The organism is Sphingopyxis sp. BSNA05, from assembly GCF_013265645.1.
GTDB lineage: Bacteria > Pseudomonadota > Alphaproteobacteria > Sphingomonadales > Sphingomonadaceae > Parasphingorhabdus.
This window is the reverse complement of sequence record NZ_PYIA01000012.1, coordinates 102,102-127,790: the sequence shown is the minus strand read 5'-3', so window position 1 is coordinate 127,790 and position 25,689 is coordinate 102,102. Positions and strand designations below refer to the sequence as shown.

Sequence of the window (25,689 nt, the reverse complement as noted above, 5' to 3'; positions counted from 1 at the left end):
CGTGCCTTTATTATTATTACGCATCCCGCCCTAGAGCAGCAATGCGCCCCGCTTCAAACCACAAAACTAATAGGGATAAAGCATTTGTTTGGGACGTTCGTCCCGATTAGCGCTTGCCTAGTGCGCGCGGCCTGATCTAATCGGTCAATTAAAAGCTGGGAGATGAGAGATGACTGACGCTTATGTACGCCCCGATGTGCAGATGATTCTGACGATGATGGCCCAATCCGACCAGCCGCTGATGTCGGAAGTCGAACCCGCAGCGGCTCGCGAAATGTACAATGTCATGGCAGCAATGCTCGAAGCGGACGCGGTTGAAATCCCGCGGATCGAAGATCTCACCTGCCCCGGCCCGGCCGGCGATATCGCGCTGCGGCTCTACGACAGCCAGGCCGAACGCAGCGCCGAAACGCCCGCCATCATCTTCTATCATGGCGGCGGCTTCGTGATCGGCGATCTGGAATCCCACCATAGTTTCTGCACCTATATAGCCCGCGAGATGGACCTGCCGGTGATCGCGGTCGATTATCGCCTGGCCCCGGAAGCGCCCTTCCCCGCCGCTCCCGAGGACAGCCTAGCCGCGACGCGCTGGGTCGCCGACAATCAGGCCCAGCTCAAGCTGCAGATCAGCGGCATGATCCCCTGCGGCGACAGCGCCGGCGGCAATCTGGCGCTGGTGGTCGGACAGGTGCTGGCCAGCGAACCGGCGTCCGTCCCCGTGGTCGCGCAATTCCCTATCTATCCCGCCAGCCGGATGGATGCGAAGGGCGGATCGATGGACGAATTTGCCGAAGGGTTTCTGCTGACCAGGGACAGTATGGACTATTTCAACAGCCATTATGCGGCAAAGGATGACGACATTCGCGTGTCGCCCTATCTTGGTGATCTGGCGAAATCACCGCCGACGGTGCTGGTTACCGCCGGCCTCGATCCGCTGCGCGATCAGGGGCGTGATTATGCCGCCGATCTGATCCGCCACGGCGTGAACACCAATTTCATGGAAATGGCGGGCAATGTCCACGGCTTCATCAATATCCGCAAAGCCGTGCCCTCCGCGCAGCAGGATGTCGACAGGATGATTGCCGCGTGGAAAACCCTGCTCGCTTCGCTGGAATCCTAGACGGGATCGATCGCCGCCGGATTTCCGGATTTTGGTGATGGTCCACCTATTGCCGAACGCATGTTGGATAACTAGATTCCCTACAAGGAGTCGCTAGGTAAGTCCGCGCTTATGCGCTAAAGGCGCGCCGAAACGTCCCGCCTGCTACCCCGACGATCGACAGCACGGCTGACCGACGGGGCCGCACCACGAATGATTTTGGAAAGGTATATAAGATCGACTTCTCCCATCTCCCCTACCGCCCGTGCGCCGGAATCATGCTCGCCAACCGTTCTGGGCAAGTATTTGTCGGCCAGCGTCTCGATGCGGCGGACAGCCACTATCCCGACGCCTGGCAGATGCCGCAAGGCGGGATCGACAAGGGCGAAGAGCCGGAAACGGCAGCCTTGCGCGAGCTGCGCGAGGAAACCGGCGTGGTCGAAGATTTCGTCCAGATCATCGGCCGCAGCACAGAAGAATATCTCTATGATCTGCCCGACGAGCTGCTCGGCAAGATCTGGAAAGGCAAATATCGCGGCCAGCGGCAGAGCTGGTTCTTGATGCGCTTCACCGGCGAGGATGACCATATCGATATCCGGACCGAACATCCCGAGTTCAAGAACTGGAAATGGACCGATCCGCAGGGCTTGCCAGATTTGATCGTTCCCTTCAAAAGGGACCTGTATCGGGCGGTTTTGAAAGAGTTCCTACCGCTGATCTAGTAACAGTAAGCGGGATTTCTCTATGACCAGAACAGCACTAGCGGCCGCAATTCTCGTTGCGGCAAGCGCCTCCACGCCAGCCGCCGCAGCGCTGCCCGATCCGGTCAGGGCGATGATCGAGGCCGCCATTGCATCGGACGACAAGCAGGACGTTGCCGCCATTGTGAAAATCGCCAAGGCAACAAACCCCGATGACCATGCCGAGATCGATGCTTTGATGGCCGACTTCAATGCCCGGCAGGTGAAAGCGGCGGCCGAGGCCCTGCGCGAAAAGCAACAAGCGGGTTTCTTTGAAAACTGGAAGGGACAAGGCGAGATCGGCGGTTTCCGCTCGACCGGAAACACCCGGAATCTGGGCCTTTCGGGCGGACTGAAACTGGTCAAGGATGCGGTCAAGTGGCGGCTGAACATCAAGGCCCGCGCCGATTATGAGCGCAACGCTGGCAGTACGACCCGCGACCAGCTGAGCGCGACCATCGAACCCAATTACAAATTTGATGAAAGCTTCTACGCTTATGGCCTGGCCCAGTTTGAACGGGACCGGTTCCAGGGATTTTCCGCCCGCTACACCCTGTCCGGTGGGCTGGGCTATGAACTGGTCAAGACCAAAGACATTCGGCTGGCCATAAAGGCTGGCCCTGCATTTCGCACCACGAATTTTACAGGCGGTGGATCGAAAAGCAGTCTGGCCGCGCTGGCCGGTCTCGATTTCGACTGGAAGATTTCCGATCATCTGAAATTTTCGCAGGATGCCGGTGGCACCTATGCCAGCGACGCGCAGGGTTTCAGCTCGGCGGTGGTCGTCGTCGACAGCGACAACACCAGCTTGACAGCCACGTCGGCGCTCGAAGCAAAACTGCTCGGCGCGCTTTCGGCGCGCCTCTCTTACACGATCGAGCACGAGACCAATCCGCCGACCGGCCGGATCAAGACCGATACGCTGAGCCGCGCGACTTTGGTCTATGATTTCTAGATTTTAGCGGAAGCCCGCTTCACGGTATTTCGGTGGCCGGTTCTTCGTCCCCGATTTGCGGCTTGGGCGTCACTGCTTCGGCCGAAAGCACCGGCTTCTTTTCGGCGATCTTGATCGCCGAAGCCAGCTGGTCATTCTGCGCGCAGCGCGAACGGCACAGGGTTTCGATCCGCGACAGATTCACCCGCGCCTTTTCCAGCGCGCCGCGCTGGATCAGGGCCTCGCCCTGCCCCGCCAGGCATCCAGATTGTTCGGATCCAGTATCAGCGCCTCGCGATAAAGACGGATAGCCTTGCCGGGCAATTCCTGCACCCGGGCAATTTGCGCCAGCGCGATGAAGGCAGAGCCGTTGCGCGGATCGACGACGAGAGATGTTTCGTAAAGATCGGCAGCCAGATCGAGTTCGCCGCGCTTCTGCGCCGCCTCACCCATTTGCATATATTCGATCGAGCGGGGCTTGATCTCGATATCCGCGGACTGGCCGAAACTGGCGCTGGAAACGGTGGCAAAGACGAGAGACAAGGCCACGACAGCCGGTGAAAAACGCATAATCAGCTCCAATAAAGTCTCTCGACCATAGCCAGACTCATCTGCATGCTGGCTTAACATGCTTTGCTATCACAATTTTTCGAGACAGGTAAAATAAAAGCCATCCGTTCCGTCATGATGCGGTGAAAGAAGAAGGCCTTTACGATATGGGCGGCCAATCGGCAAATCAATCGATATTTCCCGCCACCCCGGATGGCTTTCCAGAAAGCTGTCGGTCTGGTCGCAGCCCTCTGCATCAAGCAGCGAGCACACGGCGTAAACCAGACGTCCTCCCGGTTTTACCAGCTCGCTGCCGAGCGCGAACAGCCTTTGCTGCAGTTCTGTCGTATGTTCCAGTCGCTTGGCGGTCATCCGCCAGCGCAGTTCGGGATTGCGGCGCCAGGTTCCGGTGCCGCTGCAAGGCGCATCAATCAGGACCAGATCACAGCGGCCTTTCAGATGGTCCAGCGATTCCATTTCCTTGCCCGGACCGAGCAAAATCGTCTCGATATTCCGCGCGCTGGCCCGCCGCTTGCGGGGTTCGATCCGGCTCAGCCGATTGCGATCGGTATCCGCCGCGATAATCTTGCTTTCGTCAGGAAGCATCGCCGCTAGAGCAAGCGTTTTGCCGCCTGCGCCCGCGCATAGGTCAAGAGCCAGTTCCGGCTTGGAAGCAGCGCCCGCCATGGCAATCGCCTGACTACCAAGATCCTGAATCTCTATTGCGCCTTCACGGAACAGCGCCTTGTCTTCCAGCTGGCTGCCGGCGGGCAGTTCATAGCCGTGTGGCAAGGCCAGAGGGACGGCTTCCGGCCAGGCCGACCTGACCTCCGCTTCGCTGGAACGCTGGCCATTGACCCGGACATGAAGCGGGGCGCGATCAAACAGCGCCTTGCGCTCATCCTCGTCGATCAGGCTGGCAAAGCGGTCGCTCAGCCAATCGGGAATTTGCGCGCCGCTGGCAACCGCTTCCCCGTCTGCAATCGCTGCCGGACCATAGTTGGAACCGCTGAAAAGCTCGCGCAATTCCGGCTGTTCGGCTACCAGACCGAGCATGGCCTGTCTGCCGCTTTCCGGCCGGTCGCCCCAGCGCCGGATGGCAGAATAGACCAGCTCGCGAATGGCGCGACGGTCACCCGATCCGGCATAGCGCCGTTCCTTGAAGAATTTCTTGGCGATATTGTCCGCTGACGCCCCATTGTCCCGCGCGGCGGCGATGATCCAGTCCAGCATCTCTATCGCTGCCTGCAGTCTCGCTGCGGGGGTCATGCGTCCACCCGATCGTCCAGATGCATGCAATGATGCTCCATCCGGGTGGCCGGACCGTATTTCGCGGCAATTCTGGTCTTCAGCAGCACAGCTTCCCTTTCGCAGCTTTCGACGGTCAGATAGGCATCGCTTGTCCAACGCGGCGTATCGGCCCCCTGCCCCGCAGGCCAGATGAATATCATCAGGATTATCTTGGCCTCGATCATGAGAGACCGCCCGAGGCGCTATCGCGTCGGATAATTGGGCGCTTCCCGGGTGATAGCAACATCATGGACATGGCTTTCCTGCAATCCGGCATTGGTGATCCGGATAAATTCGGCCCGTTCCCGCAAATCTTCCAGCGTAGCGCTTCCGGTATAACCCATCGCCGCTTTCACGCCGCCAACCAGCTGGTGGATGACATCGCGCGCCGGTCCCTTGAACGGCACCTGCCCCTCGATTCCTTCCGGCACCAGCTTCATCTGGTCCTTGATATCCTGCTGGAAATAGCGGTCCGCCGACCCGCGCGCCATGGCGCCGACCGAACCCATGCCGCGATAGCTCTTATAGGCGCGGCCCTGATAGAGGAAAGTCTCGCCCGGCGCTTCTTCGGTCCCTGCGAGCAAGGATCCGATCATCACCGCAGATGCGCCCGCGGCCAGTGCCTTGGCGACGTCGCCAGATGTCCGCAGGCCGCCATCGGCGATCACGGGGATGCCCGACTTTTCCGCTTCTTCCGCACAATCCATGATCGCGGTGAGCTGCGGAACACCAACACCGGCGACAACCCGCGTGGTGCAGATGGAACCGGGTCCGATGCCGACCTTGATGCCGTCGCGCCGGCATCGATCAGCGCCCGCGTGGCTGCGGCTGTCGCAACGTTGCCGGCAATGATCTGCGCGCCGTTCGACCGCTTTTTCACTTCCTCGACGGCCCGCGCGACCATCGCGCTATGGCCATGGGCGGTATCGATGACGATCAGATCGCATTCCGCGTCGATCAACGCCTGCGTCCGTTCCAGTCCGCTGTCGCCGACGGTCGAGGCCGCAGCGACCCGCAACCGGCCGGTTTCATCCTTGGTCGCGTTGGGATAGGTCACGGCTTTCTCGATATCCTTGACCGTGATCAGCCCGACGCAGCGATAATCATTGTCGACGACGAGCAATTTCTCGATCCGCCGCTGGTGCAGGGTCCGCCGCGCCTCTTCCTGGCTGACACCTGCCGGAACCGTGGCCAGATTGTCTTTCGTCATCAATTCGGAAACCGGCTGTTCCGGATTTTCGGCGAAGCGGACGTCGCGGTTGGTCAAAATGCCGACCAGCTTGCCCGACTTCTCGACCACGGGAATACCGGATATCCGGTTCTGCTCCATCGTCGCCTGCGCTTCGGCCAGCGTCGCGTCCGGTGCAATGGTAATCGGGTTGACCACCATCCCGGATTCAAAACGCTTAACCTGACGTACGGCGGCAATTTGCTGCTCAACGGTGAGGTTGCGATGCAACACGCCGATTCCGCCCATCTGCGCCATGACAATCGCCATGTCGGATTCCGTCACAGTATCCATTGCGGAGGACAGGATCGGGATATTCAGACCGATCAGTTTGGACAACTGGGTCTTGGTATTGGCCTGGCTGGGAACGATTTCGGATGCAGCAGGCTGCAAAAGGACATCGTCAAAGGTCAGTCCCAACCGAATTTCTTTATGTTTGCCTGACCTGCTCATGATCGCCACTTTCCGATGTCGTGAATTTGATTCTGTGGCGGCCCATGTAATCAGTTATCGGCCCCGCCGCTAGTGGCTTTTCCGGGATATGTGGCCGTCGAGCCAAAATAACGCCCCAGCGCGACGTGGAAATCGGCATCGGCAGCGGCCCCTGCCAACAGCAGGCTATCGTTCACTTCATCGCTAACGTCATGATAAGGCCCGTTGATAAAGGTTGTCAGCCGTTCCTCGTCGGCAAAGGCGCTGGTGATCATATAGGCAGGAATATCGCGCTCGAGAAATACATAGCCGTCCTGCCGTCTCAGATAGGCGTCAGCCTTGCCGCTGCGGTCGATCTCCCGTCCCTCCTGCGCGGCGACAATCTCGATATCGCCGTCCAGGATTGTTTCGCCCAGCCCGACCACGGCGATTTGCTTGCGCTTGTCGGACAATGCGACCGTGTCCGCGTTGAAGACAGCCACAAAATTGTCGAGCGCGACCGGGGGAGCCTGGACAAAGGCCCGTGCGCCGAGCAGCCCCTTTTCCTCGGCGGTGGTGGCAAGAAAATAGATGTCCCGCTCGGGACGATCCGCGGCGAGGCGCCGGGCGGTCTCGATCAGCAGCGAGATGCCGCTGGCATTGTCGACCGCACCGTTACAGATCCGGTCCCGCTCCGGGTCGTCCGGATCTTCGCTCCGGCAAATGCCGAAATGATCCCAGTGCCCGAGAAACAGCAAGGCACCGCTTTGCGGGTCGCTACCGGGGATCTTGCCGATGACATTATGCGACACATAGTTGCGGACAGAGGTTTCGACCACGGCGTCCGCAGTCATGCCCAGCGCGATAGCGGCAAATCCGCCGCTTTCCAGCAGCAATCTTTCCGCATCCCTGCCCGATGGCCGAAGCAGCTTTCTGAACTGGTCGTAACTGATCGCCCCCTCCAGCTCGGCGTGATTTTCCGGGTCGGCCAAGGCGGTCGCGCCGTGCTGGAAGGCCCGGAAATATCGCGGCCAGAGTCCCTCGTCCTCGATAATGGTGATCACTCCGACCGCGCCGTTCCGGATGAGCTGAAGCTTGCGGTCGCGATAATCGGGCAGGCCTGTTTCATCTTCCGGCGGGTTCCGCGGCAGAAACACCAGCTTGCCCGCAACCGGGACATCAGCCCCCCCGGATCCATCATCCGCATAGCCGGCGAGGACCAGCGGCATGTTCAATTGGCGGAAGGACGAATCCCGCCCGCGCAGGATGATCTCATCCTGCGGCAGGCGCACGGTGTTGCCCCGGTTGCTGTCGATGACAAACATCCGGTAGCTCTCCGGTGTACGCTCCGCCAGGGCCACGGGCGTATACCACGAACCCTGTTCTCCTGCCGCCTGCAGGCCTGCCGCCGACCATTGGCTGGCGATATAGTTGACCGTCTTGTTTTCACCCGCCGTGCCGGGTTTGCGCCCCTCGAAAGCATCGCTCGCCAATATCTCGATATGCCGGAGCAGATCGGCTTCGCTTGTCGGCTCCGCGCGAGCCGCTACCGTGAAGATCAGACCGGAGAATATCAGAAGGGCAACAAAACGCATCGCAGCAACAATCCTTGTGTTAACCTGAATAATTCGCTTTTTCCTTGGCAACATCCTGCAAATAATCAATGACTATGCGACGGTTTGCGGAGGAGAATGGAAATGGGCGTTTCACTGTTACTGCTGGTGCTACTGGTCACCATCATCTATCTTTTTGCGAGCATCAAGATAGTCCGGCAGGGCTATCATTATACGATCGAATATTTCGGCCGGTTCACCACAACCGCCCAGCCCGGTTTCAATTTCTATCCCGCCTTTCTCTATCGCGTCGGCCGCAAGGTCAACATGATGGAACAGGTGCTGGACATTCCGGGCCAGGAAATCATCACCAAGGACAATGCGATGATCTCCACCGACGGCGTGGTATTCTTCCAGGTTCTCGATGCAGCCAAGGCGGCCTACGAGGTCAACGATCTCTACAACGCGATCCTCAACCTCGTCACCACCAACCTGCGCACGGTCATGGGCTCGATGGACCTCGACGAGACGCTGTCGAAACGCGACGAGATCAATGCCAGGCTGCTGACCGTGATCGACGATGCCACCACCCCCTGGGGCATCAAGATCACCCGCGTCGAGATCAAGGACATCCGGCCACCACAGGATATCGTCAACGCGATGGCGCGGCAGATGAAGGCCGAGCGCGAGAAACGCGCCAATATCCTCGATGCCGAAGGCGCCCGCGCTTCCGAGATCCTGCGTTCCGAGGGTGAGAAACAGGGCCAGATCCTGCAGGCGGAAGGCCGCAAGGAATCAGCCTTCCTCGACGCAGAAGCCCGCGAGCGCGAAGCCCAGGCCGAAGCCAAGGCGACCCAGATGGTGTCCGAAGCCATTGCCAGCGGCAATGCCCAGGCGATCAACTATTTCGTCGCCCAGGATTATGTGAAGGCGGTCGAGAAATTTGCCACTTCGCCCAATGCCAAGACCATATTATTCCCGGTCGAAGCCACCCAGCTTATCGGCACATTGGGCGGCATCGGCGCGCTGGCCAAGGAAGCGCTGGGCGACAGTCACGAGACCTTCGCGCCGCCAAAGCGCAAGGGTCCGTTCGACGATCAGGACAAGTGAGCCCGGGACAAAGCGGAGCATGAGCCATGGATGATTTCACGCTGAACAATCCGGAATATGTCTGGCTCGGGCTGGCCGCTTTGCTCGCGCTGGCGGAATTGTTCGTACCCGGCGTCTTCCTGATCTGGGTAGCCGCAGCCGCCGCTGCGACCGGAATCCTCTCGCTGTTCATCGACATGACGCTTGCCGGCCAGCTGACAGTATTTGGGCTCGCCACAATAGCGGCGGTGCTCGGCGGGCGACGCTGGTATCTGACCCACAATATCGAAAGCGAAAATCCGCTGCTCAACAACCGTTCGGCGCAGCTGATCGGCAGAACCGTGACGATTGTGGAGACGGTTTCGCCAACCAGTGGTCGCGCCAAGGTCGCCGACGGCGTATGGCCGGCCAGGGGACCGGACATGAAAAAGGCACGGTGGCGAAAGTCGCTTCGGTCGAAGGCGGAGTCCTGCTGCTGGAAGCGCTGGAGGACCCCGTCCAACCGGAAACCAAAGCTATTTCTTGAAGAAACCCTTCGCCATATTGGTGAGGTCATTGATCGGATTGCCGTCACCGTCGCGATCAAACAGGCCGGTAACCTTGCCGAGCAGTCCATCATCGCCGGTCAGCTTGTCCATCAGGCCGCCCTCGCCATCCAGGCCGGCTTTCTCCGCCATCGCGGGCAACAGCCCCTTGAGTTTCTCGGGATCCACACCCGCTTCGGCGGCGGCTTCCCTGATCGCGGTCATCTTGTCTGTGCTGCCGTCGCGCAATTTCGCAAACAGGGCCTCGCCGCCCTTTTTCGCTTCATCGGCCGTCATCCCGGCTTTTTCCGCGATATCGTCGATGCTGAAATTCTCGGGCAACATATCCATGATTTTTCGAGCATGCTCATATTCAAATTCCTCCGGTTCGGGACAGTCTAGCGGGTCAGTTTGCCGGCCATGCCGATGATATCGTCCAGCGGATTGCCATCACCGTTGAGGTCGAGCATCGAAGCCAGACCGCCCAGACCGCCCGATGATGCCTTGTTGCCGCCGCCCAGCAGGCCACCGATCAGACCACCGATACCACCGCCGTTGCCGGCACTGCCAGCGCTGTCGCCACCCTGCTTCGCCATATAACCCGTCACCATCATCGCGACGACCGGCAGCATTTTCTTCAGCAGGTCGCTGCTGATCCCGGTCTGCTGTTCCGCGCCCGCGGCGACAGTACGGCTGACTTCCTTGGAACCGAATATCTGGCCAAGCACTTCATTGCCCTTTTCCACCGGAGTCGGTTGTGTGCCGAGTACGCTGTCGAGCAGGCCGCCACCGCCGAGCTGGCCGAGCAATCCGCCCAGACCGTCGAGGCCGCTGGGCTGGGCCTGGGTGGTTTTCTTGAAACCGCCCAAGATGGCAGGCAACAGGGCTGCGGCACCGGCTTCGGCAACGCTCTCGTTGATGCCCAGTTCCTTGGCCATCGTGCCGATACCACCCGACTGCTGCAACATATCCAACATATTCATAATCACTCTCCTTCAATGCCAAACCGGCACATTTTGATTCCTCGCTTGCGATGTCTCTAGCATATTTTCGGGCGAGAAACCGCCTAATCGGGCACTTTACGAGTGTTTACACGGTGTGGGCGGCGCATATCCGTGGGGACGGGAGAAGGGCAATTGACTCATTGCCCGTGAACACCGAGGTTGTTTGCAAGGGTAAGGAACGGCACAAGCCGGACAACAAGCCCCGCATCATAACGAGGAGCATGACATGAGTATTTTCGGAAAATCAAGAACGCGATCTTTGGCGGCGAAGCCAAGGCCGCAGAACCCGAAACCAAGGCGGCACCGGCGCCTGCAGCAGCGGCTCCAGCCGAGCGCGCGGCAATCAGCGAAGTCGACGTTGCAGCGCGGCTCGACAGCATCCCGGGCTCCGACAAGCTCAACTGGCGCACGTCGATTGTCGACCTGATGAAACTGGTCCAGATCGACGCCAGCTATGGCAATCGCAAGGAACTGGCACAGGAACTCGGCAACAGCGATTACAGCGGTTCTGCCGAAGACAATATCCTGCTCCACAAGCAGGTCATGAACAAGATCGCCGCCGCCGGCGGTATCGTTCCGGCTGATCTGAAAGACTAAGCCGCTGGACGATATGTCCGTTAGAATTTAGGCGGGGGCTGTGAGCGATCATGGCCCCCTTCTTTTTCCCCGCTTCCCGCTGCGGAAGCCCCGAAAGGCTGCCGGCGCTGTCCGCGACTGGTCGGCCTGCGCAAATCATTGCGCAAGGACCATCCGGACTGGTGGAACGCCCCGGTTCCGGCCTTTGGCGACCCGGAATCATGGCTGGCCATCGTCGGCCTCGCTCCGGGCATGGAGGACGCCAACCGGACCGGCAGGCCGTTTACCGGCGACGCCTCGGGCGAAACGCTGTTTGCCACTCTCACCAAATATGGCTTCGTCACCGGCGAGTTTGCCAATGACCCCGCCGATGGTATCACATTGAACAGCACGATCATTCTCAACGCGGTCAAATGCCTGCCGCCGGAAAACAAGCCGACCGGCGCCGAGATCAACAATTGCCGCGATTATCTGAAGAAAGCGATCCGCGCCCTGCCCAATCTACGCACAATCGTGGCGCTGGGAAAAATCGCCCATGACAGCATCATCCGGATGGAAGGCCTCAGACTGGCGGACCACAAGTTCGCGCATGGCGCGGAGCACACTCTACCCGATGGCCGCACCCTGATCGATAGCTATCACTGCAGCCGTTATAATCTGAATACGCGGCGCCTTACCGTGGCAATGTTTGAAGATATTTTCGAGAAAGCACGAGAGCGCTTATGATATGCTTTCGACCCGGTCCTTGATCGTCCAGAGTATGTTTTTCTGGATGTCGCCAAGATAAACGTTGCCCCAGAATGACGAATAGTGATGCATCCAGCTTTGCGTTTGATAATGCGTCGACAGGGTCAACCGGGTCCGACCATCACCCATATCCTCGAGCGAATATCCACCGGATTCGATCTGCAGAAGGCTGCTGTCCGGCGAAATATGTCGGTCGGTATACCGGCTGATCGAATCGTCGGTAAAATGAAAATCCCATGCGATTTCATGTCCGGGTTTCCACGCGGTCACATGCTCCTCGAACCGGATATCGTCTCCCCATTGCGCGAACCGGACGGAACCGACACCGCTCCCGACCACAAGGGCAGAACGAGGCCGGGGAATCCCGACGATATCCTGCGTGAAATTCCAGCGCCCTTCATCTTGCTGAATATCATCAACGGACAGAAGCAGCGGCCATATCTCTTCGGGTGCCGCAGCGATCTCGATCTGCCGGGTGACCGTATAATTCGACACCGGTGGGTCATAGGAAGCTTCGATCTGGAGCCCGATGAGTGGCAACAACAAAAGCGGCACGGAAAAGAAGCGCCCGGTCTGCATTTTGTGTCGCACAAGAGATATGATGAAGGAGCCTATCATCGCGAATAACAGCCACGGCAGAACAATCATCAAGATGCAAATAACGCCTTCGCGCATCCAGATGGCAAAAACGAGAATGAGAGCGCCGAACGCGGAAAATTGCATGGCGAAAAAGGATTTGAACTGATTCTTGTAATCGCCGGGGGTTGCCAGAGACAATATGGCTCCGATCAGGATCGGCAGGATCATGATGAAGGTAAAACCCGACCAAAGTGTCCCGTCTCCATGTATGACGATGGATGCATAGGCCAGCCCCGCCGCCAGCACGGCAAGAGAAACCATGAACCATTGGTTCGTCGTAAGTTTTTGGCGCGTTTTCTTAGACATCCTCCGCCAGCCGCCCATAAAGCTCCGGCCGCCGGTCCCTGAAAACCCCATGCCGGCACGGTGCTTGCGCGCCTGTTCCAGATCGAGTGATGCCGTCAGCACGCCGGTTTCCTGCGAGCCAAATTCGGTCACCAGATCACCCCATTCATTGGTGATGAAACTGTGGCCGTAGAAAGCCTGCCCCTCTTCGACGCCAATGCGGTTGCTCGCGATCACCGGCATGCAGTTGCTCACTGCATGGCCCTGCATCGCCCGGCGCCACATGCGGCTGGTGTCGAGATCCGCGTCATAGGGTTCAGACCCGATTGCGGTGGGATAGAAGAGCACTTCCGCGCCCATCAGCGCCATAGCCCGCGCGGTCTCCGGATACCATTGGTCCCAGCAGATCCCGACGCCGATCCGGGTGCCGAACACGTCCCAGACCTTGAAACCCGAATTGCCCGGGCGGAAGTAGAATTTCTCCTCATAACCGGGTCCGTCGGGAATATGGCTTTTGCGATAGACGCCCATGATCTCGCCATTGGGATCAATCATTGCGAGACTATTATAATAATGCTGCCCGTCGCGTTCGAAAAAGCTGGCCGGGATCGCCACAGCATATTGTTTCGCAAGCTTCTGCATCGCCAGCACCGGCGCACTCTCGCCAACCGGCTGGGCCAGCGCAAACAGAGCTTCATCCTCGGTCTTGCAGAAATAAGGGCCGGCAAACAGCTCCGGCGGCAGGATGATCTGCGCGCCCTTTTCCGCCGCCTCGGCAACGAGGCCGCTGACGGCAAAAATATTCGTCTGTTCATCGCCGCCCAGAGACAGCTGCAGGGCCGCTACGCTTAAATTGGTCATAGCAGCCCTGATAGCGGTTTAGGGACGCTTCTTAAACAATAATGTCATCCGGTCGGATTCGCCGATCGCCTGATATTTCGCTTTGTCCGCGTCGCCTAATGCCAGCACCGGAGGCAATGTCCAGACGCCGCGCTCATAGTCGGACATATCCTTGGGATTCGCATTGACTTCGGACTCGCTGACCAGCTCGAAACCGTTGAGTTCGAAAAGGGCCACGACCGATGCCTGCTTTAGATAGCCTTTGCTGCCATTGGACATGGCATAGGGTGCGTCGGCCTTGGCGCGGTGCTGGACGATCCCGACCATGCCGTCATCGACCAGCATGTCACGCAAAGCGCGCAACTCGGAGTCTGCCCGGTTGCCGTTCAGCATCCCGTGCAGCGACCGGAAGATCAAAATCCGGTCGACCTTGCCCTTCATGTCGTCGGGCATTTCATCGCTTTCGAAGGCCAGTATCTTCTTGGCTTCGACGCCCGTCCATTTTGCTGCAGTTTCAGGGAAATTTTCCGGCCAGCCCTTGGTCCGCGCCTCGCGGGCACGGTCGGAAAAGCTTGCATTGGCACTGTCCGCGTTGACCGCGATATACTGACCGCTGCCGGCCAGATAGGGTACCAATATCCGGGTGTACCAGCCGCCGCCAGGACCATATTCGACGACTGTCTGATCCGGTTTGACGCCAAAGAAACCGAGCGTATCGGCCGGATGGCGATAGACATCGCGGGCCTTGTCGTCAGCGCGGCGCTCATGGTTCAGAACCGTCTGGAGACTTGCGTCGGTCATCGCGGCGCCGTCTTTTTCATGATGTTTGGCCGTGGCGGGAACCGCAGCGCCCAGCATTGCCAGCGCGGCACTTGCCATCAGTAATTTCTTCATCTTGTCATTCCTCTCAGATTTCCGGGGATTTTTGTCTGCCCTTGATCCTAGTCGCGGTCAGACAGGACGCAATATATATTAAGGGGCGGTTTCCATAGAGGACCTGTATTGCGGCAAGACCTCCGGTCGCGGATAAAGTTCGTCATAGGGTACCGACCTGCCAGTGTCCTGGACGATCCGGACATGCTTCCTGCCCAGTTTGCGCGGCTCGTCGACGCCGCAACTATGCGCGATCACCTCGACCTCGTGGACAATATTCTTGCAGTAATTGGCCACTTTGACTTTCTTGTCCTGCGGATCGAGACCGCGCTGCAGACGCGGATTATGCGTGGTAACGCCGGTCGGACAGGTATTCTTGTTGCATTTCAGCGACTGGATACAGCCGAGTGCAAACATGAAACCGCGCGCCGTGTTGACGAAATCCGCTCCCGCGCAAATCGCCCAGGCTGCGCTCGACGGCGTGATCCGCTTACCCGAGGCAATGATCCTGATCCGGTCGCGCAGGCCGTAGCGATGAAAGATGTCGGACAGCATCGGCAGGCTTTCCTTCAGCTGCAGCCCGACATTGTCCATCAGCGGCATGGGAGCGGCGCCGGTCCCCCGTCTCCGCCGTCCAGCGTGAAGAAATCCGGCGCGCTCTCGATCCCGCGCTTGTGAATCGCCTCGCACAATTCCTCCAGCCATCCATAGGCGCCAACCACCGCCTTGATCCCCGTCGGCTTTCCGGTCACTTCACGTACACGGTGAATGAAATCGAGCAGATCCTCGACGCTGTTGATCTCGGGATGGCGGTTGGGCGAGATGCTCGGCTGACCCTCGGTGATGCCGCGGATTTCCGCGATCATGCGGTTCACCTTCTCGCCGGGCAATATGCCGCCCTTGCCGGGCTTGGCGCCTTGCGACAGCTTGATCTCGAACATCCGGACCTGTTCGTGCGCAGCGATGGCACGCAGCTTGTCCTCGCTGAGGCTGCGTCCTGGTCGCGCACGCCATATTTGGCGGTGCCGATCTGGAAGATGATGTCGCAGCCGCCTTCGAGATGGAAAGGCGAGAGACCGCCCTCCCCGGTGTTCAGCCAGCATCCGGCCAGTTTCGCCCCGTGCGACAAGGCCCTTATGGCGGGAACCGACAAGGCCCCGAAACTCATCGCGGAAATATTGAAGAAGGATCCGGCTTCATAGGGTTGTCGCGCGTGCGGCCCGATGATGCAGGTCGTCGTTTCCGCCGCATCGCTTTCCAGCGTGGGAAACGGAACATTGACAAAATCGCGGTGCCGGGGGGATCCAGGCTCTTGGTCGAGCCGAAAGCGATCGTATTGTCGATGCCCTTGCCGGCCCGCTCCACCCATTCCCGCTCGGCGCGATTGAAAGGCATTTCCTCGCGGTCCATGGCGAAAAAATATTGCCGGAAAAATTCGCCCAGTTCGGAGAAAAGATGCCGGAAGCGGCCGATGACCGGATAGTTGCGCCGCACCGCATCCTGCTTCTGGTTGATGTCGATGATGAACAGGACGATCACAGCGGCCAGTCCCAGCCCGAGCAGAAGGATGAAGATATAGGTCAGTGCGCTCAATACGCCGAGAATTCCGTCGGTCATCAATCGTCCCCTAAACAGGCCTGACAGCCTAGCAGCTTGTGCGCCCCTGACAAAGGTTCGGGCGAACGCCCGGCCGGGTTACGCCGGCAACGGTATCTGTTGCGAAATGCAGTGAAAACTGCCGCCGCCGCGCAGCAGCGCCTGGCTGGACAGTCCGATCACCTTACGGTCCGGAAAAAGCGCCGCGATCTGCTCCACCGCTCTGGCGTCGTTCGCCGCCCCATATTGCGGGACCGCTACGACCCTGTTGCCGATATAGAAATTCATATAGCTGGCCGGCGCGATGTCGCCGTCAACCTCATAACGTCCAGCCGACGCCAGCCGGACCACCTTCAAACCCGACGACTGGGCTCGCTGTGCGGCATCGTCAAAAATCTCTGCGTTCGGATCGGCGGCGGATTCGGCCTCGGGAATAACCAGCGTGCCGGGCGTGACAAAGCGGGCGAGATTGTCGACATGGCCGTCGGTATGATCGGCGGCCAATCCGTCGCCCAACCAGCAGATATCTTCCACCGCCAGAGCTTCGCGCAAGCGCGCGCCAACCTGATCCTTGTCCAGACCTTGGTTACGGTTGGCGTTGAGTACGCATTGCTCAGTGCTGACCAAACGGCCGGCGCCGTCGCCGTCAATCGCTCCGCCTTCCAATATCCAGCCCTGCGCGCTGTCGGTCAGGCCGAAGCGCCCAGCCAGACGCTGGCCGATATCCTGATCGCCCGCCATCTCATATTTTCCGCCCCAGCCGTTGAAACCGAAATTGCGCCCGATGAAGCCATCCGGCCCGAGCACAAAAATCGGTGCGGTATCGCGCAGCCAGATGTCGCCAAAAGGCTCGATGACCACTTCCACACAGGACTGAACCAATCCACGCGCGATATCCGCGTCCGCAGCGTCCCGGCACACGAGCACCACCGTCTCGCCGGCACCCTCGTCCGCCACGGCATTGGCAAAGGCTGCCACTTCCTGTTGCGCGGCATCGCGGCCTTGCGGCCATTCCGCCGGATCACCGGGAAAGCCGATCCAGACCGCCTGATGCGGTTCCCACTCTGCGGGCCATCTTGTCATGCGTGGCGTCCGGAATCAGTTGCCGGCGCGGCTCTCGTCCCGCGTAGCGCGGAATTCGTCGCCTTCGTTCCAGTTGGGCCAGTCTTCGGTCATCGCCAGCATCCGCGCGACGGTATAATAGACTTTCAGATCGCCCATCACGCCGTCCCAGTTCCAGTTAGGATCATATTCGTCCTTCGGACCGTGATACCGGTTGTCGCCATAATCTTTCGAAATGGCTTCCCCGGCTTCCCGGCCACCCTCGACCAGATCCTCGCCGCCTTCGAAATAGATCATCGGCACGCCGAGCTTGGCAAAGCTGAAATGGTCGGAGCGATAATAATAGCCCTTCTCCGGTGTCGGCTCGGCTTCGGCGACGCGGCCATCGCCGGTCAGCGCCGCTTCGAGATAGCGGTCGAGTTGCGATTTGCCTTTGCCGACGACGATCACATTCTTGGCCGGCCCCGCCATGCCGAACGCATCCATGTTCACGCCGCCGACTGTCTGGCTGAGCGGATAGATCGGATTTTGAGCATAATATTTGGATCCCAAGAGCCCGGATTCTTCGGCCGTCACAGCCAGGAAGATGATGCTGCGATCCGGCGCACCGGCCTTCACATGAGCTTCGGCCAGAGCGACCAGAGCCGCCGTACCGGTAGCATTGTCAACCGCGCCGTTGCAGATATCATCACCATCGGCTGCCGGCTTGCAGCGACCGAGATGGTCCCAATGCGCTGTGTAGAGCACATATTCGTCGGGACGGGTCTTGCCCTTCAAAATGCCGACGACATTCTTGCTGTCGGTCTTCTTGATGTCATTCTCGAGCGAAGCGGATGCTTTCAGCTTCAGATCGACCGCCTTGAAGCCCTTTTTCTTCGCCGCCGCCATTTGCGTGGCCAAATCCTGACCAGCCGCCGCCATAATCTTGGCTGCCGCATCCTTCTGGATCCAGCCGTTCAATTTGGTCTGGTCCGCGCCGCCGTTCGCCGACTGGGCGTAAAATTGTTCACCCGTCCAGCTCGATTCGACAACATTCCAGCCGTAAGCCGCTGGCTCGGTATCATGGATGATCAAAGCCGCCGCAGCGCCCTGCCGTGCCGCTTCTTCATATTTATAGGTCCAGCGCCCGTAATAGGTCATCGCCCGGCCACCAAATTCACCTTCGAGGCTTTCGGTACCGAAATCGGGATCATTCACCAATATGACGACCGTCTTGCCTTTGACATCGACCCCGGCATAATCGTTCCAACCGCGCTCGGGAGCGTTGATGCCATAGCCGACAAACACCATGTCGCTGCCGGCAACATCGATCTTCGGCTGCTCCCGATAGCTCGAAACGACATAGTCACTGCCAAAAGCAAAAGACAGGTCGCTCGTTCCACCGCTGATTTTCAGGGGAGACATGTTTTTGCGGTAATCCCGACCAACGGCACATCCTGAAACCAGCTATCGCCATTGCCCGGCTCCAGTCCGGCTTCGGCAAATTTGCTGGTCAGCAGCGCCAGCGTCTTTTCCTCACCTGGCGTACCAGCGCGCGGCCTTCATAGGCGTCGGAGGAAAGCTCCTCGGTGATCGACTTCATCGTTTCAACCGACAATTCAGGCGCCGCGATTTCGGGCAGCGCTGCTGCCGTATCGCCCTCTTCAATCTTCGTGCAGCCAGCCAGTGCCAGAGACGGCGCCAACAGCACCCAGAGAGACCGTTTCAACATCATGCTTTTCCTTCTGAAATTCTCAGTTCCGAAAATCGTTATACACTCAATGGCAGACCATATTCGGCAAGGCAAGAAGCCTTGAAGACGCCGCATCCGCTCCGGCTCCGCGCAGGTCTCTTCACCGGAACGCCGGGCAAAAAAAAGGCGGCCGTTGCGAGCCGCCTTTTTTTGAAAATGGCTGGAAATAGTCAGCGCGAATAGAATTCGACAACCAGATTGGGTTCCATAGTCACCGGATAAGGCACTTCGTCCAGTGTCGGGATACGGACATAGGTTACCTTGTCGGTGCCTTCTGGATTTACATATTCCGGGATGTCACGCTCTGGCAGGCTCTGTGCTTCGATAACCAGCAGCATTTCCTTTGCCTTGTCGCTCAGCGAAATCTCGTCGCCCGGCACAACCTTGCGCGATGCAACGTTGCATTTGACGCCGTTCACGCGGATGTGGCCGTGGCTCACGAGCTGACGGGCAGCAAAGATGGTCGGGGTGAACTTGGCGCGATAGACAACCATGTCGAGACGCTGTTCGAGCAGGCCGATCAGGTTCTGGCTGGTATCGCCTTTCATCGCTGCGGCTTCCTTATAGGCGCGGCGGAACTGCTTTTCCGTCACGTCGCCATAATAGCCCTTGAGCTTCTGCTTGGCGCGGAGCTGGATACCGAAGTCGGACAGCTTGCCCTTGCGGCGCTGACCGTGCTGGCCCGGGCCATAGTCGCGACGATTGACGGGAGATTTGGGGCGACCCCAAATATTCTCGCCCATACGGCGATCGAGCTTATATTTGGAACTGGTACGTTTGGTCATATGAATGACTCCTAATTTGCTGTTTCTTTGGTCTTCCCGGAGCGCACCATCAAAACCTCTCATGTAACAGGTCATGATGCGGCCACCGCTTCACCGGGGTGCGGGGCCAATTGCTGAGGCGCTTGAACAGATTTCTTTAAATCTGTCAAGGCGCGTGATTCAGGAAATGTCTGGAAAAGATTAAGCCGACCGGCAATCCTGTCAGGGATCGTTGCGGTTCTGCGTTCCGCGGCTGTAATTCGACCGGTTCTGCAACTGAAGGGCATTTTCCTCTTCAACCTGCTTCCATTCGCGTTTGGTGCGGCAGATGCGCTCCGGAATCTTCGAACCAAGGACGGCTTCAGAACGACATACAACCTTGTCTTCTTTCGCAGACTGGGCATCGCCGGTTGCCGCCGCGGCATCGCCGGCCAATGCCAAGGATAAAAATAATGTAAGCATGATAACTCCGAATAATTTGAATATTGTCACAAATATAACCAGTGCGACGCAGAAAAGCTACTTCAAACCGCCTTCCTGCTCGACATTTTGATCATAGTAAATTATCCGCGCTTCCATGACAGTAACCACTGAAACCATTGATCAAATTCGCGATATGAAGCAATTGCGAGAAGCAGTCGATCAACTTGATGCCGAGTTGATCGATCTGTTCCGGCTCCGCTTTGCCTGCATGGACGCGGCGGCGCGAATCAAGCAGGACCGGGGCGCGTCAGGGATGAAGGTCGCAAGGCAGAGGTTTTGGCGAACGTGAAAAGCCTGTCGGAGAAAGCAGCCATACCGGTTCCGACCATGGCCGCGATCTGGGAAATGCTGGTGGAGACATCGATCAGCTACGAAATGCAGAAATGGGACCAGCGTCGCAAATAGCCTTTTTCAGGCCTATTTTTTTCGGCTTTATCCTTGCGCGGAGGCCGTTCCAGTGAAGAAATCACGCCACGCCAGGTCTTGACCTCTTCGCCCGTCCATGCCGGTTTGGTCAGCATATTGCGAAGCGTGACTTTGGTCGCCACGGCGCGCTCGGGCGGATAGAAATAGCCGTTTTTGTCCAGCGCCCGTTCGAGATGCTCGTAGAACATATCCAGCTCCTTTTGCGGAGCCGGTTCGGCCTTTTTCTTCTCCAGCGTCGGCTGGACATGGGCGGTGCTGTCGATTTTCGATATTTCATAGGCGACCAGAATGACCGCCTGCGCCAGATTGAGCGAGCCGAACTCGGGATTGATCGGCACGGTGATGATCTTGCGCGCCAGTTCGACATCGACGACCTCCAGCCCGGAGCGCTCAGGCCCGAACAATATCGCACATTTACCGCTGGCCTGCGCCATATCTTCTGCGGCTTCCCAGGGGGTCAGCACCGTCTTGGTCATACCGCGTTTGCGAACCGTCGTAGCATAGACATGAGCGCAGTCGGCAACCGCCTCCGCCGTCGTCTCAAAGACCCGGGCGTCTTCCAATATCCGGTCTGCACCGGAAGCGGCGGGACCGGCGTCCGGATTGGGCCAGCCGTCCCGAGGCTTGACGATGCGCATCTCGGTCAGCCCGAAATTCAGCATGGCCCGCGCCGCTTTTCCGATATTCTGGCCGAGCTGCGGGTTCACCAGGATGATGGCGGGCTGGTTTTTCACGCGCCGCCGACGTCTTTCACGCTGCCGGCAAATTCTTTGAAATCCTTGGCCTCGGTGAAATCCTTGTAGACCGAGGCAAAACGGATATAGGCGACGCTGTCGAGCGCCTTGAGGCCGTCCATCACCATCTCGCCAATCCTCTGCGAGGGGATCTCGGTTTCACCGCTGGTTTCCAGCTGGCGCTGGATGCCGGAGACAAGCTGGTCCATCTGTTCCTGTGCCAGTCCGCGTTTGCGGCAAGCCAGCGAAACCGAAAGGTCGATCTTGGACCGGTCAAAAGGTTCCTTGCGGTCCTCGCTCTTGACCACCGTGATCTCGCGAAGCTGCACTCGCTCGAAGGTCGTGAACCGCGCGCCGCAGCCCTCGCACTGACGCCGGCGTCGGATCGTGGTATTATCCTCGGTCGGACGGCTGTCCTTTACCTGGCTGTCGTCATGGGCACAAAAGGGGCAACGCATGGTCTGGCTTTCCGATCAATCCTGGTAGATCGGGAAACGGTCGCAAAGCTCCTGCACCCGTTCGCGCACGTCGCTTCGACGGCAGGGTCGCCGCCCTCGCCTTTTTCGCGCAGTCCGTCGAGCACGTCGGCAACCATGTCGCCGATCATCCGGAATTCCGCCGGACCGAAACCACGCGTGGTACCGGCAGGAGAACCGACGCGGATACCGCTGGTCTTCATCGGCGGCTGCGGATCGTTGGGGATGCTGTTCTTGTTGCAGGTGATGCCGGCCCGTTCGAGCGCTTCGTCGGCGTCACGCCCGGTGATCCCCAGCGGCGACAGATCGATCAAAGCCAGATGAGTGTCGGTGCCACCAGCGACGACATCGGCGCCGCGTTCCTTGAGTGTGGCCGCCAAGACCTTGGCATTTTCGATAACTGCTGCCGAATAGCTTTTGAACTCCGGACGCAGCGCTTCGCCAAAGGCAACCGCCTTGGCCGCAATCACGTGCATCAGTGGGCCGCCCTGCAGACCGGGGAAAACCGCAGAGTTGATCTTCTTGGCAATCGCTTCGTCGTTGGTCAGGATCATGCCACCACGCGGCCCGCGCAGGGTCTTGTGGGTGGTGGTCGTAACGACATGGGCGTGATCCAGCGGACTGGGGTGCAGTCCGGCGGCAACCAGTCCGGCGAAATGGGCCATGTCGACCATGAACATGGCTCCGACAGCATCGGCGATCGCCCGGAACTTGGCAAAATCGATTTCACGCGGATAGGCGGAGCCACCGGCGATGATCAGTTTCGGCTGATGCTCTTTGGCCAGAGCCTCGACTTCCTCGTAATTGATCAGATGGTCGTCATCATTGACGCCATATTGGATGGCGTTGAACCATTTGCCCGATTGCGCCGGTTTCGCGCCATGGGTCAGATGACCGCCCGCGTCGAGCGACATGCCAAGGATCGTATCGCCCGGCTTGACCAGCGCCAGCATCACCGCGCCATTGGCCTGCGCGCCCGAATGCGGCTGCACATTGGCGAAGCCGCAATCGAACAATTGCTTCGCGCGTTCAATTGCCAGCGTCTCGACATCATCCGATGGCGCACAGCCCTGATAATAGCGGCGGCCGGGATAGCCCTCGGCATATTTGTTGGTGAAGACAGACCCCTGTGCCTGCAAAACCGCCTTGGAGACAATATTTTCAGAAGCGATCAGCTCGATCTGGTTCTGCTGCCGGACCAGTTCCGAGTTGATTGCTCCGGCAATCGCCGGATCGCTCTCGTCCACCGAAAAGTCGAAGAAACCGGTCTGGCGGATATCCTGAATATCGGCGACGTTGCTCATGCGCTTGCTCCTTGGGCTTGGGGGGCGGACAATTTATCGACCCGGCGCTGGTGCCGGTCGCCGCCAAATGGGGTATTCAGAAAGATGTCGAGACAGTCTTTCGCGATTTCGATACCGACGAGCCTTGCGCCCATGGCGATGACATTCGCGTCATTATGCTCGCGCGAGAGTTTCGCCGAAAGGCCTTCGGAGACCAGCGCACAGCGACAGGCCGGATTGCGGTTGACCGCCATCGAAATGCCGATCCCGGATCCGCACAGCGCCACGCCGCGTTCAACACGGCCAGACGCCACTTCCTGGGCCAGCTTGTAGCCATAATCGGGATAGTCCACGCTGTCGGCGGTCATCGGTCCCAGATCGCTCACTTCGTGGCCTGCCTCCTGCAACCAGTCCACCAGCACGGCCTTCATATCGAGGGCGGCGTGATCGGAGGCAATGGCAACGCGCATGGGCTGTTCCTGTCGTTAGAATCGGGATGGCCGCTATTTAGTAGAGAGCGCCATGATAGGCCACCAAATATTTGACGCGCCGCGTCATGCGCAGCGTGACGAAGCAGCCTGTCCCTGCGAAGGGCGGGGGCTCTTTCCGGAAGAAAAAATATGCGGCCTTAACCGTGTCCAATAACGTCCTGAAATAGCATCAAGATACCAGCTTGTCCGCCCGTCAGATTTCCATCTGGCTGCCGAGTTCCACCACGCGGTTGCTGGGCAGTTTGAAAAATTCCATCGCGGTCGCCGCGTTGCGCAGCAGCCAGGCGAAGAGTTTTTCGCGCCAGATCATCATTTCCGGTTTCTTCGACGGCAGCAAGGTCTGACGGGACAGGAAGAAACTGGTGGTCATCATGTCGAATTCCATGCCGCAGCCCTTGACCTGTTTCAGCGCCTCGGGAACGTCGGTTTCCTGCATGAATCCGAAATGGAGGATGAGGCGATAGAAGCCATGACCCAGATCCTTCACCTCGCAGCGTTTGTGCGGCGCCACGGTCGGCACGTCCTTGATATTCACGGTCAGGATCACAACCCGCTCGTGGATGACCTTGTTATGCTTGATATTGTGCAGCAGCGCCGAGGGCACACCTGCGGAAGAGGAGGCCATGAAAATGGCCGTGCCGGGCACCCGCGTCGCGCTGTTGGCGGCCGATTTCGTGAAGATTTCGATGGGCATGGCTGCTTCCGCCATATTCTTGCGCATGATCTGGCGCCCTTTGGCCCAGGTCGTCAGGATGATGAAGGCGACGCCGCCGACAGCCAGCGGGAACCAGCCGCCGTCCGGAACCTTGGTCAGGTTGGCGGCAAAATAGGCACCGTCGACGATGAAGAATACCGCCAGCAACGGGATGGTGATCCACAGCTTCCATTTCCACAGCACGATCATCACGATGGCCAGCAGGCAGGTGTCGATGAACATCGCGCCGGTAACCGCGATTCCGTAAGCCGAGGCCAGGTTGCTAGAGCTCTGGAAGGTCAGCACCAGCAGGATCACCGCGATCATGATCGCCCAGTTGACGAACGGGATGTAAATCTGGCCGGCTTCCGACGCGCTGGTATGCTTGATCGTCAGGCGGGGAATGAAGCCAAGCTGGATCGCCTGGTGGGTGACCGAGAAGGATCCGGATATCACGGCCTGGCTGGCGATGAAGGTCGCCATGGTCGCCAATATCACGAGCGGCAGGCGCAGCACTTCGGGTGCCATGATGAAGAACGGGCTTTCAATGGCTGCAGCGGCCCCGGCGGCATCGAGCGAGAGGATCATCGCGCCCTGCCCGAAATAATTGCACAGCAAGGCCGGCATGACGAACCCATACCAGGCGACGCGCATCGGTTTTTGCCAAAATGCCCCATATCGGCAAACAGCGCTTCCGAACCGGTAACCGCCAGCACCACCGAACCGAGCGCCAGAAATGCCTTGATACCATCGGTTATGAAAAACTGGACCGCATACCAGGGATTGAACGCCATCAGAATCGAGGGATGCTGGACAATCTGGATGATCCCCAACGTGCCGATCACGGTGAAATAGACGAACATCACCGGCGCGAACAAGGCGCCGATTTTCGCGGTCCCGCGAGACTGCAACAGAAACAGGAAGATCAGCAGCGTCAGCGCGATCGGAATGACCAGATGGCCGAGGCCCGGCTGCACGACCGTCAGACCCTCGACCGCCGAGAGCACCGAAATCGCCGGCGTGATCATGCTGTCGCCGTAGAACAGCGCCGTCGCAAATACGCCCAGCAAAATCGCCAGCCAACCATATTTCGATCGTCGCATGGCGCCGGAAATCAGCGCAACCAGCGCAAGGCTGCCGCCCTGCCCCTTGTTGTCCGCGCGCATGGTGATGCTGACATATTGTATCGTCACCACCAGCGTCATCGACCAGAATATCAGGCTGACGACACCGAGAACATGGATCCGGTCCAGCTCCAGCGGATGGGCTCCGATAAACGTCTCGCGAAAAGCGTAGAGCGGACTCGTGCCGATATCGCCGAACACGATGCCAATCGCGCCCGCGGCCAGTTTTGCAATGGCAGTGTTGCGCTGGGGCGAGCCATGGGTTTGCACCGTGCTGCCTTGCGCTGCTGCGCTTTCGGTTGGTTCTGCAGACATTGGTTGGCCGTTAAGGCGTACCCCGATCAATTTGGACACAACAAACTGTTTACTGACATTGTTTTCAGCAAGCGCGAGCGCTTAGCACCGGCTTTTAGCAGGTGCAACAAACCGACTGCCCGCGAATA

General features: G+C 59.0%; 25 protein-coding genes and 6 pseudogenes. 9 read left to right on the top strand and 22 right to left on the bottom strand.

Annotated elements, in window-relative coordinates; genetic code table 11:
- Positions 1-169: 169 nt before the first annotated feature.
- From C8024_RS01625 to C8024_RS01615, 3 genes are all read left to right on the top strand, one after another.
- Entirely contained in the window at positions 170-1,120 is a 951-nt protein-coding gene (locus tag C8024_RS01625; RefSeq protein ID WP_173202704.1) for an alpha/beta hydrolase, read from the top strand.
- 215 nt (positions 1,121-1,335) lie between these two features.
- The gene (locus C8024_RS01620) at positions 1,336-1,821 is read left to right on the top strand and encodes an RNA pyrophosphohydrolase (protein WP_367947094.1); all 486 of its coding nucleotides are present in this window, start codon (positions 1,336-1,338) and stop codon (positions 1,819-1,821) included.
- Between the two features lie 22 nt (positions 1,822-1,843).
- Positions 1,844-2,794, top strand: a complete 951-nt coding sequence (locus tag C8024_RS01615) for a YdiY family protein (RefSeq protein ID WP_173202702.1) — start codon at positions 1,844-1,846, stop codon at positions 2,792-2,794.
- A gap of 19 nt (positions 2,795-2,813) precedes the next feature.
- On the opposite strand, the gene C8024_RS20740 is transcribed toward C8024_RS01615, so the two are convergent.
- From C8024_RS20740 to C8024_RS01590, 6 genes and pseudogenes are all read right to left on the bottom strand, one after another.
- The gene (locus tag C8024_RS20740; protein WP_254305461.1) at positions 2,814-2,978 is read right to left on the bottom strand and encodes a hypothetical protein; all 165 of its coding nucleotides are present in this window, start codon (positions 2,976-2,978) and stop codon (positions 2,814-2,816) included.
- 29 nt (positions 2,979-3,007) lie between these two features.
- A complete protein-coding gene (locus C8024_RS20735; protein WP_254305460.1) occupies positions 3,008-3,343 on the bottom strand; it encodes a tetratricopeptide repeat protein in 336 nt (111 codons plus the stop codon).
- Between the two features lie 69 nt (positions 3,344-3,412).
- The gene (locus C8024_RS01605) at positions 3,413-4,591 is read right to left on the bottom strand and encodes an RsmB/NOP family class I SAM-dependent RNA methyltransferase (RefSeq protein ID WP_173202701.1); all 1,179 of its coding nucleotides are present in this window, start codon (positions 4,589-4,591) and stop codon (positions 3,413-3,415) included.
- Positions 4,588-4,797 carry a hypothetical protein gene (locus C8024_RS01600; RefSeq protein ID WP_173202700.1) on the bottom strand — a complete coding sequence of 70 codons (210 nt, stop codon included), beginning with the start codon at positions 4,795-4,797 and terminating at the stop codon, positions 4,588-4,590. The genes C8024_RS01605 and C8024_RS01600 overlap by 4 nt, the downstream gene beginning before the upstream one ends.
- An 18-nt stretch (positions 4,798-4,815) precedes the next feature.
- A pseudogene (guaB, locus tag C8024_RS01595) lies at positions 4,816-6,293 on the bottom strand (IMP dehydrogenase).
- Positions 6,294-6,343: 50 nt separating this feature from the next.
- Positions 6,344-7,846: a M28 family peptidase gene (locus tag C8024_RS01590; protein ID WP_173202699.1), complete on the bottom strand. Its 1,503-nt coding sequence runs from the start codon at positions 7,844-7,846 to the stop codon at positions 6,344-6,346.
- Between the two features lie 102 nt (positions 7,847-7,948).
- Between C8024_RS01590 and C8024_RS01585 the strand changes: the two genes are divergently transcribed.
- Positions 7,949-8,914, top strand: a complete 966-nt coding sequence (locus C8024_RS01585) for an SPFH domain-containing protein (RefSeq protein WP_173202698.1) — start codon at positions 7,949-7,951, stop codon at positions 8,912-8,914.
- A gap of 26 nt (positions 8,915-8,940) precedes the next feature.
- Positions 8,941-9,819: an NfeD family protein gene (locus C8024_RS20730; RefSeq protein WP_254305459.1), complete on the top strand. Its 879-nt coding sequence runs from the start codon at positions 8,941-8,943 to the stop codon at positions 9,817-9,819.
- Here C8024_RS20730 and C8024_RS01570 read toward each other — a convergent pair.
- Positions 9,816-10,400, bottom strand: a complete 585-nt coding sequence (locus C8024_RS01570) for a DUF937 domain-containing protein (protein ID WP_173202696.1) — start codon at positions 10,398-10,400, stop codon at positions 9,816-9,818. The two genes, C8024_RS20730 and C8024_RS01570, sit on opposite strands and share 4 nt — an antisense overlap.
- A 264-nt stretch (positions 10,401-10,664) precedes the next feature.
- Here C8024_RS01570 and C8024_RS01565 point away from each other — a divergent pair, with 264 nt between their 5' ends.
- Entirely contained in the window at positions 10,665-11,018 is a 354-nt protein-coding gene (locus C8024_RS01565; RefSeq protein ID WP_173202742.1) for a DUF3597 domain-containing protein, read from the top strand.
- 117 nt (positions 11,019-11,135) lie between these two features.
- Positions 11,136-11,723: a uracil-DNA glycosylase gene (locus C8024_RS01560; RefSeq protein WP_173202741.1), complete on the top strand. Its 588-nt coding sequence runs from the start codon at positions 11,136-11,138 to the stop codon at positions 11,721-11,723.
- On the opposite strand, the gene C8024_RS01555 is transcribed toward C8024_RS01560, so the two are convergent.
- The 10 genes and pseudogenes from C8024_RS01555 to C8024_RS01520 all read right to left on the bottom strand — a co-directional run bounded on the left by C8024_RS01555 (position 11,718) and on the right by C8024_RS01520 (position 20,027).
- Positions 11,718-12,644: an SRPBCC family protein gene (locus tag C8024_RS01555; RefSeq protein WP_173202695.1), complete on the bottom strand. Its 927-nt coding sequence runs from the start codon at positions 12,642-12,644 to the stop codon at positions 11,718-11,720. The two genes, C8024_RS01560 and C8024_RS01555, sit on opposite strands and share 6 nt — an antisense overlap.
- 37 nt (positions 12,645-12,681) lie before the next feature.
- A pseudogene (gene aguB / locus C8024_RS01550) lies at positions 12,682-13,529 on the bottom strand (N-carbamoylputrescine amidase).
- A gap of 18 nt (positions 13,530-13,547) precedes the next feature.
- Positions 13,548-14,402, bottom strand: a complete 855-nt coding sequence (locus C8024_RS01545) for a class I SAM-dependent methyltransferase (protein WP_173202694.1) — start codon at positions 14,400-14,402, stop codon at positions 13,548-13,550.
- A 78-nt stretch (positions 14,403-14,480) separates the two neighbouring features.
- Positions 14,481-15,322, bottom strand: a pseudogene (locus C8024_RS20725) (glutamate synthase-related protein).
- Positions 15,253-15,549, bottom strand: coding sequence for a glutamate synthase-related protein (locus tag C8024_RS20720; RefSeq protein ID WP_254305458.1), 297 nt, complete (start codon positions 15,547-15,549; stop codon positions 15,253-15,255). Before C8024_RS20720 ends, C8024_RS20725 begins: the two are co-directional and overlap by 70 nt.
- Complete coding sequence (locus tag C8024_RS20715; protein ID WP_254305457.1) at positions 15,546-15,998, bottom strand: hypothetical protein; 453 nt, start codon at positions 15,996-15,998, stop codon at positions 15,546-15,548. Before C8024_RS20715 ends, C8024_RS20720 begins: the two co-directional genes overlap by 4 nt.
- A 78-nt stretch (positions 15,999-16,076) precedes the next feature.
- Positions 16,077-17,060 carry an agmatine deiminase family protein gene (locus tag C8024_RS01535; protein ID WP_173202693.1) on the bottom strand — a complete coding sequence of 328 codons (984 nt, stop codon included), beginning with the start codon at positions 17,058-17,060 and terminating at the stop codon, positions 16,077-16,079.
- A gap of 15 nt (positions 17,061-17,075) precedes the next feature.
- Positions 17,076-18,750 (bottom strand): annotated as a pseudogene (locus tag C8024_RS01530) (M28 family metallopeptidase).
- A 191-nt stretch (positions 18,751-18,941) separates the two neighbouring features.
- Positions 18,942-19,556, bottom strand: coding sequence for a 30S ribosomal protein S4 (gene rpsD, locus C8024_RS01525; protein WP_100095198.1), 615 nt, complete (start codon positions 19,554-19,556; stop codon positions 18,942-18,944).
- A 201-nt stretch (positions 19,557-19,757) separates the two neighbouring features.
- Positions 19,758-20,027: a hypothetical protein gene (locus C8024_RS01520; protein WP_123906358.1), complete on the bottom strand. Its 270-nt coding sequence runs from the start codon at positions 20,025-20,027 to the stop codon at positions 19,758-19,760.
- Between the two features lie 85 nt (positions 20,028-20,112).
- Between C8024_RS01520 and C8024_RS20710 the strand changes: the two genes are divergently transcribed.
- Positions 20,113-20,307 carry a chorismate mutase gene (locus C8024_RS20710; RefSeq protein ID WP_254305456.1) on the top strand — a complete coding sequence of 65 codons (195 nt, stop codon included), beginning with the start codon at positions 20,113-20,115 and terminating at the stop codon, positions 20,305-20,307.
- Positions 20,295-20,423, top strand: coding sequence for a hypothetical protein (locus tag C8024_RS22450; protein WP_302051570.1), 129 nt, complete (start codon positions 20,295-20,297; stop codon positions 20,421-20,423). The genes C8024_RS20710 and C8024_RS22450 overlap by 13 nt, the downstream gene beginning before the upstream one ends.
- Here the strand turns inward: C8024_RS22450 and C8024_RS01510 are convergent.
- From C8024_RS01510 to C8024_RS01490, 5 genes and pseudogenes are all read right to left on the bottom strand, one after another.
- Positions 20,387-21,178 (bottom strand): RNA methyltransferase, encoded by a 792-nt coding sequence (locus C8024_RS01510; RefSeq protein WP_367947088.1) that lies wholly within the window; start codon positions 21,176-21,178, stop codon positions 20,387-20,389. The two genes, C8024_RS22450 and C8024_RS01510, sit on opposite strands and share 37 nt — an antisense overlap.
- Positions 21,175-21,636, bottom strand: coding sequence for a transcriptional regulator NrdR (nrdR, locus tag C8024_RS01505; RefSeq protein ID WP_100095202.1), 462 nt, complete (start codon positions 21,634-21,636; stop codon positions 21,175-21,177). Before nrdR ends, C8024_RS01510 begins: the two co-directional genes overlap by 4 nt.
- A 15-nt stretch (positions 21,637-21,651) precedes the next feature.
- A pseudogene (glyA, locus tag C8024_RS01500) lies at positions 21,652-22,958 on the bottom strand (serine hydroxymethyltransferase).
- Positions 22,955-23,407 (bottom strand): ribose 5-phosphate isomerase B, encoded by a 453-nt coding sequence (gene rpiB, locus C8024_RS01495; protein ID WP_173202692.1) that lies wholly within the window; start codon positions 23,405-23,407, stop codon positions 22,955-22,957. The pseudogene glyA and the gene rpiB overlap by 4 nt, the downstream one beginning before the upstream one ends.
- Positions 23,408-23,621: 214 nt before the next feature.
- Positions 23,622-25,561, bottom strand: a pseudogene (locus tag C8024_RS01490) (potassium transporter Kup).
- Positions 25,562-25,689: the final 128 nt, after the last annotated feature.